The sequence below is a fragment of the Pseudomonas sp. S2_B07 genome, from assembly GCF_054668435.1.
The window spans coordinates 4,209,494-4,223,175 of sequence record NZ_CP162769.1; the positions used below are offsets into that span (position 1 = coordinate 4,209,494).

Below are 13,682 nucleotides of genomic sequence, written 5' to 3' on the forward strand. Positions count from 1 at the left end.
GGCCCATTCCCCGGGCTGCACCTGCTCCCACCTTTTTCGATTCCAAGCGTTTCGTCGCCTGCATGCCGATTGTCCTTCCGCGTTGCGCCATGTCAGCGTCGTGGCGATCCCGCGCCGGTAGAATCTGGGTATTTCAGGTGGTCGCAATCGGGCCCACGCCATCGAGCAAACCAGGGGCCAGCATGAGCAAGATCAGCAAGCCGCCAATCACGGAGCACTTCATTAACCTGGGTGCCTTCACCCCAAAGGGAGCCAACATGCACAAACTTACGCCATTCCTGCTGGCGTTGGCATTAATGTCCACGGCCGGTTGCGCCGAACTGATAGATGCTCGCCAAGACTACTTGCAATGGGTCGATTCGCTCGATTTGCCGCAACAAACAACTCCGATGCAACAGCAAATGCAGACGCAGCAGCAGTACGGCCAACCGGTATACCGCGAACATGATTGCATCGGCGCTGTGATCAATGGTGTGTGTCATGGCAGTACCGGTGCAGCGCAACCGATGGCAACCTGCTATGGCCAGATGCTCAACGGCCAATGCACCGGCCCCCAGTTCTAACGCCAGTGAGGGCGCGACGATGCAGCCGACCAGTGTTTATCGGGTGTTGAATAACGGCGAGTTGGCCGGGTCGTTAACGGGTTTGCCCCTTTACGCGCTTCAGTGTTTCCAGGGTGAACATCTGTTGTCTAGGCGTTAGCGGCGTTTCAGCTTCAAGCTGTTCGGTAATACCTTGTAGAAAGTCCCGTTGCCAGTCGTTGAGCTTCATGCGTTCGGCTTCGGTAAGCGCATCAATATCCTGTTTCAGTCGTAGTTCGAATGGCTTCAGACTTCTCAATTGCTGTACCTCAATCAAGGGATGCGAACAGATCGACAGTGCACTGGTGCGCACCCCGCTAAAGATCCGCTTTTTTCGCCAAGTGCTTACAAAGTGCTTACAAAGTCATCGGAAACAAAAAAGGCCAACCGCAATGGTTGACCTAAGTTGTTGATTTGTATGGTGGGCCCACACGGACTTGAACCGTGGACCAAAGGATTATGAGTCCTCTGCTCTAACCAACTGAGCTATAGGCCCTCAGTAGGCCGCGGATTATAGCGACGGTTTCTCGGCTGTGCTATCCGAAAAATCCGATACGGCCATACGAAGAAACGTCGCGGCGAATTCGTCGGCGGGAAGAGGCGGACTCACGATGTAACCCTGGATCTGTTCGCAGCCTTCGGCGGCGAGGAATTCCTGTTGGGCCAGGGTCTCCACACCCTCGGCGATGACGGTAAATTGCATGCTGCGGCCCAGGGCGATGATCGCGCGAACGATGGCTGCATCATGCGGATCGTCAGGCAGGCCGCGGACGAACGATTGATCGATCTTGAGAATATCCAGCGGCAGGCGCTTGAGGTAGCTCAAGGATGAATAGCCCGTACCGAAGTCGTCGATGGCCAGTTGCACGCCCAGCTGTTTGAGTTGGTGCAACACCTCGAGCGCTTCTTCGGCCTGGCTCATGATGAAGTTTTCGGTAATCTCCAGTTGCAGAAAACCGGGCTGCAGATGGCTGTCCTTGAGCAGTTGCTCGATCCGTCCCAGCAGGTTGGGTTGACGCAATTGGGCGCCTGCGAGGTTGACCGAGAGCGGGCCGAGGCATTCATACACCTGATTCCACTCGTTCATTTGCCGGCAGGCGGTTTCGAGCACCCAGTCACCGATTTGCAGAATCATGCCGTTTTCTTCTGCCAGGGGAATGAAGTGTTCTGGCGGCACCATGCCGAAGGTCGGGTGATACCAGCGAATCAGCGCTTCGGCGCCGACCAGTCGATGGTCGTCGAGGCTGATTTTCGGTTGGTAGTGCAAGAACAGTTCGTTGCGCTCGATGGCGCGGCGTAATTCATGTTCCAGGGCCACGCGTTCGCTGGCCTGTGCGGTGAGGTCGCGCGTGTAGCTTTCGACCCGGTTTCGTCCCTTGGCCTTGGAGCGGTACATCGCGGCGTCGGCGTTCTTGACCAGGGTGGCGACGTCGCAGCCGTCCTTGGGGTACAGGCTGGTGCCAATACTGGCGCTGATGAAAAACTCGTGTTCACCGGCCTGGAACGGCGCCCCGAAGCAATTGAGCAACTTCGTCGCGATGTTGTCGGCATCACTGTTCTGTTGCAGGCCCGGCAGCAAGATGATGAATTCGTCACCGCCCAGGCGCGCGACGGTATCGATATCGCGTAACTGCTCCTTGAGGCGCACCGCGATGCCTTTGAGCAGCAGGTCGCCGACCGGGTGGCCGAGGCTGTCGTTGATGTGTTTGAAGCGGTCCAGGTCGAGGAACAGCACGGCGCCCTGGCCACCATTTTCCTGTTGGGTGTTTAGGGCGGTCTGCAGTCGGCTCTCGAACAGTGTGCGGTTTGGCAGGCCGGTCAACGGGTCGTGATGCGCCTGGTAATCGAGTTTGGCCTGAGCGTGTTTGAGGCTGGAAATGTCGGCGAACACCGCTACAAAGTGGGTGATGAACTTGTCCCGGTTGCGCACGGCGCTGATGGTCAGCCAGCTCGGGTAAAGCTCGCCATTCTTGCGGCGGTTGGAGATTTCGCCTTGCCAGTGGCCTTCTGCAGTCAGTTGGTGCCACATCGCCGCATAAAACGCGCTGTCGTGAAGGCCCGAGGCAAGCAGGCGAGGGGTGTGGCCCAGTGCTTCGCTCTCGCTGTAGCCGGTAATCTCGGTAAACGCGCGATTGACGGCGCTGATGTGCTGTTGAGTGTCGGTGATCAGCACACCCTCGGCCGTGCTTTCGAACACGGTGGCGGCCTGTTGCAGCTTTTCCTGCATCAGGTGCCGCTCGGTGATGTCCCGGGCAATGGTCAACATGCAGTCTTCATCGCCAATAGGCAAAGGACGGCTCGACACTTCGCAGAGACGAATTTGCCCGTCGCTGCGGCGGATGTGGCAACTGAAATCGCGGACGAAGCCATCCCGGTGCAACAGGTCGAGCATCTGTTTGCGTTCGTTGAGGTTGACCCATATCCCGAGGTCCAGGGCTGATCGATCAACGGACATTGCACTGTTGAAGCCGGTGATGCGGCTAAAACCTTCATTGACCTCCAGCAGCAACCCGTCGCTCTGGCGCGACAACAACAATCCGTCCGGGGAGGCGTGGAAGGCCTTGGCAAATTTCTCTTCGGAGGTTTGCAGTTGTTGCTGGGTTTCCTTGAGCTGACTGATATCGCGCACCACCACCACCAGGGCTGGGGTGGTGTCGAGATCGAAAGGCTCGGCGGAAATCAGGCCGGTGAACACGTGGCCGTTACTGCGGCGAAAAGGCATCTCCAGGTTGCGGATGCTGCCGGCCTGCAATCGCTGCAACAGACCCGGCCCTACGCCGGGAATGCCCCAGATGTTGAGGTCGGTGGCGGTCTGGCCGATGACGTCTTCGGCCCTGAGGCCGATTTGCTCTTCGAACGCTTTGTTCACTTCCAGCAGGCAGCCGTCGGACAGTCGGGCGATCACCAGAATGTCCGGGCATTGCTGGAAGACCGAAGCAAATTTTTGCTCGGACAGACTCAACGCTTCTTCTGTGCGCTTGGCATCACTGATATCGATCATCAGCCCGCGCATGATCGGTTCATGGCCGTGCTCGATCAGGCTGACGATATCGCGCACCCACAGGCAGCGACCATCAGCGGTAATGACCCGGTAATCGACGCTGTGATCGCGCCCGGCCAGTACTTCGTGATCGCAGAAAGCCTGCGCCCGGGTCAGGTCCGCGGGGTGGATGATGTTGCGCCAGAAGCCCGGAATCAGCCAGTGAGACAGGGGATAACCGAGGAGCTCTTCGGCATGGGGTGAGACGTAGCTGTAGGTGAAATCACTGATCCGTGCTTCCCAGGCGATGGCCGACAAACTCTCTACCAGCCCGCGATAGTGGTACTCGCTGCTGCGCAGTTCCTGTTCGAGGTCGACCCGGCGCGCAATTTCAGAGCTCAGTCGACGGTTGATCCGGATGACCACGGCCAGCATGACCGTCAGAAACAGCAGCCCCGGCAAGCCGTAGACCAGTAAATCCGACCAGAAGGTTCGATGATCCAGGACGTTGCCCACCCAATGTTCCTGGATGGCGCTGATTTCACTTGGGCTCATGTCCGCCAGCACTTTGTCCAGAATGCCGACCAGCACCTTGTTGCCGGGAGGCACGGCCATTGCCAGTTGATAGCGGTAGGGGGTTTCGCCGCTGACATAAAGCCCTTCGAGTTTGAGCTGGCGAAGGCTCCAGACGCTGGACGCGAGATCGCCCACCACGGCGTCCACTTCATCGGTGGCCAATGCTTGCAACGCCGAGCTCACATTGGGCATCGGCACCAGATTCAGGTCGGGGTGGTGGGTGCGCAACAGCTCATGGGGCGCATAGTTTTCCACCACGGCGATCTTCAGCCCGTAAAGGTCTTCGAGTTTGTGCGGTTGCGCGCCGCCGACATGGGCCAGGATGACAATGGGGAAGTCGAGATAGGGGCGAGTAAACGACAGGTACGACTGGCGCTCCGGGGTCGACATGATGCCCGGTAAAATATCCAGTTTGCCTTGCTTGGCCTGTTCCAGCACAACTGTCCAGCTGACCGGTTCGATGGGCGTGAGATTGATGGCCAAGCGTTGGCGGATCACATTGATGTAGTCCGCCGCCAGGCCCTGATAGCGGCCCTGTTCATCGCGGAACTCAAATGGCGGCCACGACGCGTCCACGCCCAGGCGCAAATCCGGGTGTGCGGTCAGCCAGCTACGTTCGTCATCAGTCAGAGTCAGCGCGCCAGCCGTTGCGGTCCAGGTCATCAGCGACAGCAAAAAAAGCACGGTCGGCAGTCTGGGCATAACGGTCTCGTTATGGCTCGGGGGAATGCTTCGAGTGTAGACGGGCTAGGCGGCAGGGGGGAGGTGCGAGGGATTTAATCTGCATAAAGCAAAACCCCCGGCCTGGGCCGGGGGTTCTGTTATTACTCGTCGAGGAAGGAGCGCAAATGCTCGCTTCTCGTCGGGTGGCGCAGCTTGCGCAGTGCCTTGGCTTCGATCTGACGAATCCGTTCACGGGTCACGTCGAACTGTTTACCAACCTCCTCAAGGGTGTGGTCGGTATTCATGTCGATACCGAAGCGCATGCGCAGAACCTTGGCTTCACGGGCAGTGAGGCCGGACAGGACTTCGCGAGTCGCTTCTTTAAGGCTCTCAACGGTGGCGACATCGATTGGCGACTGCATGGTCGAGTCTTCGATGAAGTCACCCAGATGGGAGTCTTCGTCATCACCGATCGGGGTTTCCATGGAGATCGGCTCTTTAGCGATCTTCAATACCTTGCGGATCTTGTCCTCAGGCATTTCCATGCGTTCGCCCAGCTCTTCCGGGGTCGGTTCGCGACCCATTTCCTGCAACATCTGCCGGGAAATACGGTTGAGCTTGTTGATCGTCTCGATCATGTGCACCGGAATGCGGATGGTGCGGGCCTGGTCGGCGATCGAGCGAGTGATCGCCTGACGGATCCACCAGGTGGCATAAGTCGAGAATTTGTAGCCGCGGCGGTATTCGAACTTGTCTACCGCTTTCATCAAACCGATGTTGCCTTCCTGGATCAGATCGAGGAATTGCAGACCACGGTTGGTGTACTTCTTGGCGATGGAGATCACCAGACGCAAGTTCGCTTCAACCATCTCTTTCTTCGCGCGGCGGGCCTTGGCCTCACCGATCGACATGCGACGGTTGATGTCCTTGATCTCGGCGATCGTCAAACCGGTTTCGGTTTCCAGCGCGGTCAGCTTCTGCTGGCAACGAATGATGTCCGGCTGCAGGCGACCAATGGCTTCAGCGTATTTGCTTTTGCCTTTGGCCAGTGCATCGGTCCAGCTTTCGTCAACTTCATTGCCCGGGAACTGGCGCAGGAAGTCGGCACGCGGCATGCGGGCATCACGAACGCAAAGTTGCATGATCGCGCGCTCTTGCTGACGCAGGCGATCCAGGGCACTGCGAACACGCTCGACCAGGCCTTCGAATTGCTTCGGAACCAGTTTGATCGGCATGAACAGCTCAGCCAGGATCAACAGCTCGGCGATTGCCAGCTTATTGCCACGACCGTGCTTTTTCAGCGCCTTGCGGGTGATTTCCATCTGATCGGAGACAGCACCAAAACGCTGGGCTGCGATGACCGGATCCGGACCGCTTTCGGCTTCTTCTTCGTCATCCGTTGCTTCGGCGTCATCGTCGTCGGTGTCGTCGTCCGCTTTCACGGCTTTCGGATCGATCGGCGGTGGCACTTCTGCAGCAGGCGGCGCAATGCCGTCGTCCGGGTCGATATAACCGCTCAGGACGTCGGACAGGCGGCCACCTTCGGTGGTGACGCGAGTGTACTCGGAGAGAATATGATCAACCGTGCCAGGGAAGTGCGCAATTGCGCCCATCACTTCACGGATGCCCTCTTCAATACGTTTGGCGATTTCGATTTCGCCTTCACGTGTGAGGAGCTCTACCGTACCCATTTCACGCATGTACATGCGCACTGGGTCGGTGGTGCGACCAATGTCGGTCTCGACCGCTGCCAACGCTGCTGCTGCCTCTTCGGCCGCGGCTTCGTCAGTATCGGCGTCGGCCAGCATAAGGGAATCCTTATCTGGCGCAACCTCGAATACGTTGATCCCCATGTCATTGATCATGCGGATGATGTCTTCCACCTGTTCCGGATCTGAAATATCCTCCGGCAGGTGGTCGTTGACCTCCGCGTAAGTCAGGTAACCCTGCTCACGACCAAGTGTGATCAACTCTTTGATACGAGACTGCTGTTGCGCTTTTCCGGACATAACACCCTATCCACTGAAGGTCTTGGCGGGCAAAAAACAAGCCGAGGATTATACCTGAGCTATGACCTCACGCGCCAGTTGAGGTCGGGTTTGATACAGCCATATTGCGTTTTAATAGGTCGCGCATCTGATTTGCGATCTGATTTGCTTCCTCCGGGGTCAATCCCGGCTGTCTGGCTTTCCTGATAAGTACTTCCAGGCTATCCGTGTGTTGAGCGGCCGATAACCTAGTAATGGTGTCTAAAAACTGTTGTTCAAGGTTATCACCTGCAATCAGCCATTCCTTTTCTGCCAATGCTTTGAGTAATCGTCCCTGTTCGGTCCCGTGCCAGCGTGCCATTAGCTGAATTGAGTTTAGCTTAGGATTTTTTTGCACCGCCTCGATCAGGGCCACGAGCAGTTGTGCGTAGGTATTGCTCTCATTGGCAAAATGGTTGGCGGTTTCTACCCGGCCAGCCAGGTCCGGATGATGAATGAGGGTGCGCAGCGCGATCAGCGTGGGCGCTTCGACAGCAATCGGTGTGCGCGGGGTGCTCGGTTGGTCACGATCTGCGCGCTTGCCGTTCTTGTCCCACGGTTTCTTGTCCCATTTCTTGCCGCTGGCGCCGGGTTTCTTCGGCGTCCACTCCTGCTGCGGCACATACATATCTTGTGACTGCGGCTGATGGTAGTCGCTGTAGTCCGGCATGGCGTCGTAATCCATGCCCGGATCGTATGCCGGTGGCGCATCCTGAGGGGCACTTTGCACCAGTTGGCTCACCGCTTCGCCGCTGAGGCCGGTAATTTCGGTCAGGCGCTGACGCATCAGGATGCGCAGATTCGCGCCCGGGACTTTGTCGATCAGCGGCGCGGCAAGGGTGGCCATGTGGGCTTTGCCCTCCAGCGAGCGTGGGTCCGACTCTTCGGTCAACTGCTGGAAGAAATAATCTGCCAAAGGCTGCGCGTGCTGGTTGATTCGCGCACGGAACGCATCCGTGCCTTCGGAGCGGATCAGCGTATCCGGGTCTTCGCCTTCCGGCAGGAACAGGAAACGTGCGCGCCGCCCGTCTTGCAGGCAGGGCAGTGTCGCTTCCAGTGCGCGCCAGGCAGCATTGCGGCCGGCCTGGTCGCCGTCAAAACAGAACAGCACGTTAGGCACGACGCGAAACAGTCGCTTCAAATGCTCTTCGCTGGTGGCGGTGCCCAGGGTCGCCACGGCATTGCGCAAGCCTTGCTGGGCGAGGGCGATGACGTCCATATAACCTTCGACGACGATGATTTCGTCGAGGTTGCGGTTGTTCTTGCGCGCTTCATAAAGGCCGTAGAGTTCCTGGCCTTTATGGAATACCGGGGTTTCCGGTGAGTTCAGGTATTTCGGCTTGTCGTCGCCCAGTACCCGGCCACCGAAAGCGATGATGCGCCCGCGGCTGTCACGAATCGGGAACATCACTCGATCGCGGAAGCGGTCATAGCGTTTGCCGGTTTCGGCGTTCTCGATCAGCAGGCCGGCGTCGACCATGGCTTTTTGTTGCAGGGTATCGCTGCTCAAGTGTTTGAACAGGTTGTCCCAGCCTGGCGGAGCAAAGCCGAGGCCGAAGTCGCGAGCGATCTCTCCCGTCAGTCCACGGCCCTTCAGGTAATCCACTGCAGCTTTGCGTGATGGATGGCTTTTCAGTGCCTGACGGTAAAAATCGGCAGCGGCAGTGAGCAGCGGATACAGCGGCGAATCGGTTGGTTGTCGCGGTTTGTGCGGCCGGCCACTTTCTTCGCGGGGGATTTCCATGCCGGCGGCTTTGGCCAGTTCCTCAACGGCCTGGACGAAATCCAGGTTGTCGTGGTCCATCATGAAGCCGAGGGCGTTTCCGCCAGCGCCGCAACCGAAGCAGTAATAGAACTGTTTGTCAGGGCTGACGCTGAAAGACGGGGTTTTCTCTTTGTGGAACGGGCAGCAAGCGGTGTAGTTCTTGCCGGCCTTTTTCATTTGCAGGCGCGAGCTGACCACATCGACGATGTCGGTGCGGTTCAGAAGGTCGTCAATGAAGCTCTGGGGAATTAGCCCGGCCATGGCGTTCTCGTCATCTGCGCTGAAAGGGACCTATAACGAAGGGCGGCCGAACGTGGGTCGTTGCTTGAGGCGCGCAAAAGATGCGGCTCGACCGGTGTCGTCTGCGTAATCGCTATCGGGGAGTGTATCTGCCGAAAATCCACTGACGTTAATACCAATCAGTAATCGACTGTTTGAAAGTGTTGCGCTGAGTCCGCTGCGGCCTGTCGATGGCCTCGGATAGCTCAATAAGCGGGCACGCAAGCAGGTGCCTTGGGCTGATCGTCGTGAGAGGAATCAGTGGGTGTGCTCGTCAGTAGCCTTGGAAGGCTCGTCAGAAAAGACGTGCACCGCTGGCAAAAGAGCCAGGTCTGACGCTGTGAAGCAGATTTGTCTCGGTCGCATCTGCGGCTTCGACGGTGAAGCATCAAGCGTTTTACGCAAATGCCATTAGCCCGGCTTGGAGCCGGGCTTGGCAGAAGCTTGCTACGATCGTCTGTGTATTAGTACAGACGAACGGCGCGGCGCTGTTCGCGCTGAACTTTCTTCGCGTGACGCTTAACAGCGGCTGCTGCTTTGCGCTTACGCTCAGAAGTTGGCTTCTCGTAAAATTCGCGGCTACGAACTTCAGCCAGTACACCGGCTTTTTCGCAGGAGCGCTTGAAACGACGCAGAGCTACGTCGAAGGGTTCGTTCTCTTTTACTTTGACGGCTGGCATCCAGAGCTACCTTCATTCATTACCGGGGTCAACATCCTCGCGGCAAAAGAGCACTTGAAGACGTCGGTTTTTAAGGGTTGCGGATGTTAACCCCTCATCGCTTGGAATGCAAAGCCTCTGATCGAAAACCGCTGGTCGGGGCATCACGTGGCGACTATTATGCGCGCCTTCGAATTCAGCCTAAATAAGGCGCAAACCCATGCTAGTACTGGGATTAGAAACCTCCTGCGACGAAACCGGTGTCGCATTATATGACAGTGAACGCGGGCTGTTGGCCGACGCACTGTTCAGCCAGATCGACCTGCACCGGGCCTATGGCGGCGTGGTGCCGGAGCTGGCCTCGCGCGACCACGTCAAACGCATGCTGCCCTTGATTCGTCAGGTGTTGGCCGAAGCTGACTGCGTGCCGACCGAGATCGACGCCATCGCTTACACCGCGGGTCCTGGCCTGGTCGGTGCGTTGCTGGTGGGCGCGTCCTGTGCCCAGGCGCTGGCCTTTGCCTGGGGTATTCCGGCCTTGGGCGTGCATCACATGGAAGGCCACTTGCTGGCGCCGATGCTGGAGACGCAACCGCCAGAATTCCCGTTCGTCGCTTTGTTGGTGTCCGGTGGCCATACGCAGCTGGTTCAGGTCGACGGAATCGGCCAGTACACGCTGTTGGGCGAGACACTGGACGATGCCGCCGGTGAGGCTTTCGACAAGACCGCGAAGATGATGGGGCTCAATTACCCGGGCGGCCCGGAAATCGCGCGCCTTGCCGAGCAAGGCGTTGCGGGGCGGTTCACGTTTCCGCGTCCGATGTGCGATCGCCCGGGTCTGGCGTTCAGCTTCAGCGGCTTGAAAACCTTCGCGTTGAACACCTGGCAGCAAAGCGTCAGTGCCGGGGACGACAGCGAGCAAGCCCGTTGCGACATCTCTCTGGCGTTCCAGCAGGCCGTGGTGGAGACTTTGACCATCAAGTGCAAGCGAGCCCTTAAACAAGCGGGCATGAAGCGCCTGGTCATCGCAGGGGGCGTCAGCGCGAACAAGGCGCTGCGCACCTCGCTGGAAAAAATGCTCGGCGACATGAAGGGCGATGTGTTTTACGCCCGTCCGGAGTTCTGCACCGACAATGGCGCAATGATCGCGTTTGCCGGATGCCAGCGCTTGCAGGCCGGCCAGCATGAAAGCCTGGCCATTAGCGTTCAGGCTCGTTGGCCGATGGAGCAATTGTCGGCGCTGTGATGAGCCGCGCTCGCGTCCGGTATTTAAAAATGCCGTTCGCGCCCGGCAAACAGGTCGCGTAGATTGCCGCGATGACGCCAGACAATCAGCCCGGTGAGCACGCTCATGGGCAGCAAGGCCGCCGGTTCCTGCCAGGCAAGCAACGGCAGGGTCAGCGGTGTGGCAATCAGTGCAGCGAGTGAGCTGGTGCGGGTCAGGTAGAACGTCAGCAGCCAGGCGCAGACCGCCAGCAGTGCCGCAGGCGGGTAAAGCCCCAGCAGCATGCCGGCAGCGGTGGCGACACCTTTGCCGCCGCGAAAGCGGAAATACACTGGAAACAGATGGCCGATGACGGCGCAGATGCCAATCCAGGCCTGTTCTTGCAGCGAAAGGCCCGCAAGGCCGGCGATCAGCACGGGCAGCAAGCCTTTGCAGAGGTCGCCAAGCAAGGTCAGGACGGCAAGTTTTTTGCCGGCCAGGCGCAACATGTTGGTGGCGCCGGCATTGCCCGAGCCACTCATTCGCGGATCGGGATTCCCGGTCAGGCGGCTGAGCAAAATGGCGAAGGACAGAGAGCCGAGCAGGTAGGCGAGGATCGCCAGTAACCAAAACATGCTAACTATTCCGGGCGAGGACGCCCTGATTCTAACGGCGCATTGCGCCCTTGTCGTGCAGCGGAGAAAAGTGCTTGGACAGAGTGTTTATCGAGGGCCTGGAAGTCGACACCGTAATTGGTGCCTACGACTGGGAGCGAGGCATCCGACAGTGCCTGCGTCTTGATCTGAGCTTCGCCTGGGACAATCGCCCAGCCGCCGCCGGTGATGACCTGACCCTGGCGCTCGATTACGCGAGCGTTTCGTCGCGCATCCAGGCGTTTGCCGAGCAGGCGCAGTATCAACTGGTCGAGACCTTCGCCGAGCGTCTGGTCGAAGTGCTGATGAGTGAATTCAAGATCACCTGGGTGCGTCTCAAGCTGACCAAGCCTGGCGCTGTCCCGGCTGCCAAGGGCGGTGTGGGCGTGGAGATCGAGCGCGGATGTCGCTGACTCAGGTGTACCTCGGGCTCGGTAGCAATATCGAGCGTGAAACCCATTTGCAGGCGGGGCTGGACGCCTTGGCGGCGTTTTTGGTGGATATCCGCTGCTCGGCTGTCTTCGAAAGCCAGCCAGTGGGCATCAAGAGCGGGCCGTTTTTCAATTTCGTGGTGTCGGCGTATACCGATCTGCCGCTGATGGAGCTGGACCGCCGATTGAAGTTCATCGAGGCGGACAATGGTCGTTATGCGCCGGACCGCAAGGGTTTGCCGCTGGACATCGACGTCCTGTTGTTTGGTGATCTGGTGGGCAATTTCGATGGATTGATCTTGCCGCGGGCAGAGATTCTGAAGAACGCTTTTGTGTTGTGGCCGTTATCGCTGATTGCGCCGGATCGTGTGCATCCGGGCGTAGGCAAAAGCTTTGCGACCTTGTGGAGTGAAGCGCACATTGATCAGGTGTTGGCGCCGGTGGCTTTTGAATGGCGCGGCAAGCCGTTGACCCCTTCGAATTTGTTGTGAGGCGGATAACGCCATCGCGAGCAAGCTCGGCTCCTACAGGGGTCACCTAAATCCTGTGGGAGCAGGGCTTGCCCGCGATGCTTTCAGGTAGACGCCTCCTCCTTGTAGGCTTTCAACGCTTTAAGCCGTTCACGCTTGATCGCCTCACCCAGCTCCGGCCCCTTGAATCCTTTCTCCAGCAGCGGCTGAACCGCCACACTCCGAGCTGCCGTCGCCGCCCCGCGCAAATAATCCGCCTGTGGATAACTTCTCAGCTCCAGCCCTTTGCGCCCGCGCGCGTCCATCTCGCACGCGCTGATGAACTCTTCGAACCGCTGCGGCCGGCGGTAAACGTCAAAGCTTTGCAGCAACTCCAGCAAGGTCGAAGGTTTCAGCTCCAGGGCGCGATGGCCGTGGGTGTGATATTGGCCGACCAGTAATGCCAGTTCCTGACAGTCTTTCGGCGCCTTGAAGCGTTCATTGACCGTTTTGATCAGCTTCAGGCCTGTGTGTTCATGAGCAATATGGCGTGGCCATTCTTCCTCGGGGGTCAGCCCTTTACCGAGGTCGTGCAGCAGGCAGGCCCAACGCACGGTCAGCGGTTGTTTGTGTAGTGCCGATTGCTCAAGCACGCTCAACGTGTGCACGCCCGTGTCGATTTCCGGGTGGTGAGCTTTGGGCTGTGGAACGCCAAACAGCGCGTCGACTTCAGGCATCAACACTTTCAATGCACCGCATTCGCGTAGCACTTCAATGAACACCTGCGGCTGATCTTCCATCAATGCCCGGGAGATTTCTTTCCAGCTGCGTTCCGCAGTCAGGGCTTCCAGTTCACCGGATTCGCTGAGTTCGCGCATCAACCCAAGTGTCTCGGGAGCAACCGTGAAACCCAGCGCCGCATAACGCGCGGCAAAGCGAGCAACACGCAGGACACGGAGTGGATCTTCGGCGAACGCGGGGGAAACGTGACGGAGCAGGCGCGCTTCAAGATCACGCTGGCCATGGTAAGGGTCGGTCAGGTTTTGCTGATCGTCTTCGGCCATCGCATTGATCGTCAGGTCCCGGCGAATCAGGTCTTCTTCGAGGGTGACTTCGGGGCTGGCGTGGAAGGTAAAGCCGCCATAACCGCGTCCGCTTTTGCGTTCGGTGCGGGCGAGGGCGTATTCCTCGCCGCTTTTCGGATGAAGAAATACCGGAAAGTCCGCACCCACCGGCCGAAAGCCATTGGCGAGCATTTCTTCGGCCGTGGCGCCCACCACCACCCAATCGATATCGGTGACAGGTTTGCCGAGCAGGCGATCACGTACTGCGCCACCGACTTTATAAATCTGCATAAAAAACCTCCGTTAGCTCGACAGAATAACCGTTGCGTCGAACTTGCGGAGGTTCAAACA

11 protein-coding genes and 1 tRNA gene are annotated in these 13,682 nt (G+C 58.5%); 4 read left to right on the forward strand and 8 right to left on the reverse strand.

Going from position 1 to position 13,682, the window contains the following annotated elements:
• Positions 1 to 182 precede the first annotated feature (182 nt).
• Entirely contained in the window at positions 183 to 563 is a 381-nt protein-coding gene (locus AB4N43_RS19335) for a hypothetical protein (RefSeq protein ID WP_460151825.1), read from the forward strand.
• A 73-nt stretch (positions 564 to 636) separates the two neighbouring features.
• Here the strand turns inward: AB4N43_RS19335 and AB4N43_RS19340 are convergent, their stop codons facing one another.
• The 6 genes from AB4N43_RS19340 to rpsU form a co-directional block, all read right to left on the reverse strand.
• On the reverse strand, positions 637 to 894 hold the full coding sequence (locus AB4N43_RS19340; RefSeq protein WP_460151826.1) for a hypothetical protein: 258 nt from the start codon (positions 892 to 894) through the stop codon (positions 637 to 639).
• 106 nt (positions 895 to 1,000) lie between these two features.
• A tRNA-Ile gene (locus AB4N43_RS19345) sits at positions 1,001 to 1,077 on the reverse strand.
• A 15-nt stretch (positions 1,078 to 1,092) separates the two neighbouring features.
• Positions 1,093 to 4,839, reverse strand: coding sequence for a bifunctional diguanylate cyclase/phosphodiesterase (locus AB4N43_RS19350; protein WP_460151827.1), 3,747 nt, complete (start codon positions 4,837 to 4,839; stop codon positions 1,093 to 1,095).
• A gap of 122 nt (positions 4,840 to 4,961) precedes the next feature.
• Positions 4,962 to 6,809, reverse strand: coding sequence for an RNA polymerase sigma factor RpoD (gene rpoD / locus AB4N43_RS19355; RefSeq protein WP_027926717.1), 1,848 nt, complete (start codon positions 6,807 to 6,809; stop codon positions 4,962 to 4,964).
• Positions 6,810 to 6,876: 67 nt separating this feature from the next.
• The gene (dnaG, locus tag AB4N43_RS19360) at positions 6,877 to 8,853 is read right to left on the reverse strand and encodes a DNA primase (protein ID WP_410921268.1); all 1,977 of its coding nucleotides are present in this window, start codon (positions 8,851 to 8,853) and stop codon (positions 6,877 to 6,879) included.
• Between the two features lie 482 nt (positions 8,854 to 9,335).
• The gene (rpsU, locus tag AB4N43_RS19365) at positions 9,336 to 9,551 is read right to left on the reverse strand and encodes a 30S ribosomal protein S21 (RefSeq protein ID WP_002551877.1); all 216 of its coding nucleotides are present in this window, start codon (positions 9,549 to 9,551) and stop codon (positions 9,336 to 9,338) included.
• A gap of 199 nt (positions 9,552 to 9,750) precedes the next feature.
• Here rpsU and tsaD point away from each other — a divergent pair, with 199 nt between their 5' ends.
• Positions 9,751 to 10,776 carry a tRNA (adenosine(37)-N6)-threonylcarbamoyltransferase complex transferase subunit TsaD gene (tsaD, locus tag AB4N43_RS19370; RefSeq protein WP_027926719.1) on the forward strand — a complete coding sequence of 342 codons (1,026 nt, stop codon included), beginning with the start codon at positions 9,751 to 9,753 and terminating at the stop codon, positions 10,774 to 10,776.
• Positions 10,777 to 10,799: 23 nt separating this feature from the next.
• Here the strand turns inward: tsaD and plsY are convergent, their stop codons facing one another.
• Positions 10,800 to 11,369 carry a glycerol-3-phosphate 1-O-acyltransferase PlsY gene (plsY, locus tag AB4N43_RS19375; RefSeq protein ID WP_027926720.1) on the reverse strand — a complete coding sequence of 190 codons (570 nt, stop codon included), beginning with the start codon at positions 11,367 to 11,369 and terminating at the stop codon, positions 10,800 to 10,802.
• Between the two features lie 74 nt (positions 11,370 to 11,443).
• Here plsY and folB point away from each other — a divergent pair, with 74 nt between their 5' ends.
• Positions 11,444 to 11,800, forward strand: a complete 357-nt coding sequence (folB, locus tag AB4N43_RS19380; RefSeq protein WP_027926721.1) for a dihydroneopterin aldolase — start codon at positions 11,444 to 11,446, stop codon at positions 11,798 to 11,800.
• Positions 11,791 to 12,309 carry a 2-amino-4-hydroxy-6-hydroxymethyldihydropteridine diphosphokinase gene (folK, locus tag AB4N43_RS19385; RefSeq protein WP_460151828.1) on the forward strand — a complete coding sequence of 173 codons (519 nt, stop codon included), beginning with the start codon at positions 11,791 to 11,793 and terminating at the stop codon, positions 12,307 to 12,309. The genes folB and folK overlap by 10 nt, the downstream gene beginning before the upstream one ends.
• An 83-nt stretch (positions 12,310 to 12,392) precedes the next feature.
• Here folK and AB4N43_RS19390 read toward each other — a convergent pair whose 3' ends face one another.
• A complete protein-coding gene (locus AB4N43_RS19390) occupies positions 12,393 to 13,622 on the reverse strand; it encodes a multifunctional CCA addition/repair protein (RefSeq protein ID WP_027926723.1) in 1,230 nt (409 codons plus the stop codon).
• Positions 13,623 to 13,682 lie beyond the last annotated feature (60 nt).

Excerpts from the sequence above, each read along its gene's own strand:
- dnaG (WP_410921268.1), bottom strand. The coding sequence starts at position 8,853 with ATGGCCGGGCTAATTCCCCAGAGCTTCATTGACGACCTTCTGAACCGC.
- AB4N43_RS19335 (WP_460151825.1), top strand. The coding sequence starts at position 183 with ATGAGCAAGATCAGCAAGCCGCCAATCACGGAGCACTTCATTAACCTG.
- plsY (WP_027926720.1), bottom strand. The coding sequence starts at position 11,369 with ATGTTTTGGTTACTGGCGATCCTCGCCTACCTGCTCGGCTCTCTGTCC.
- AB4N43_RS19390 (WP_027926723.1), bottom strand. The coding sequence starts at position 13,622 with ATGCAGATTTATAAAGTCGGTGGCGCAGTACGTGATCGCCTGCTCGGC.
- rpoD (WP_027926717.1), bottom strand. The coding sequence starts at position 6,809 with ATGTCCGGAAAAGCGCAACAGCAGTCTCGTATCAAAGAGTTGATCACA.
- tsaD (WP_027926719.1), top strand. The coding sequence starts at position 9,751 with ATGCTAGTACTGGGATTAGAAACCTCCTGCGACGAAACCGGTGTCGCA.
- rpsU (WP_002551877.1), bottom strand. The coding sequence starts at position 9,551 with ATGCCAGCCGTCAAAGTAAAAGAGAACGAACCCTTCGACGTAGCTCTG.
- AB4N43_RS19350 (WP_460151827.1), bottom strand. The coding sequence starts at position 4,839 with ATGCCCAGACTGCCGACCGTGCTTTTTTTGCTGTCGCTGATGACCTGG.
- folK (WP_460151828.1), top strand. The coding sequence starts at position 11,791 with ATGTCGCTGACTCAGGTGTACCTCGGGCTCGGTAGCAATATCGAGCGT.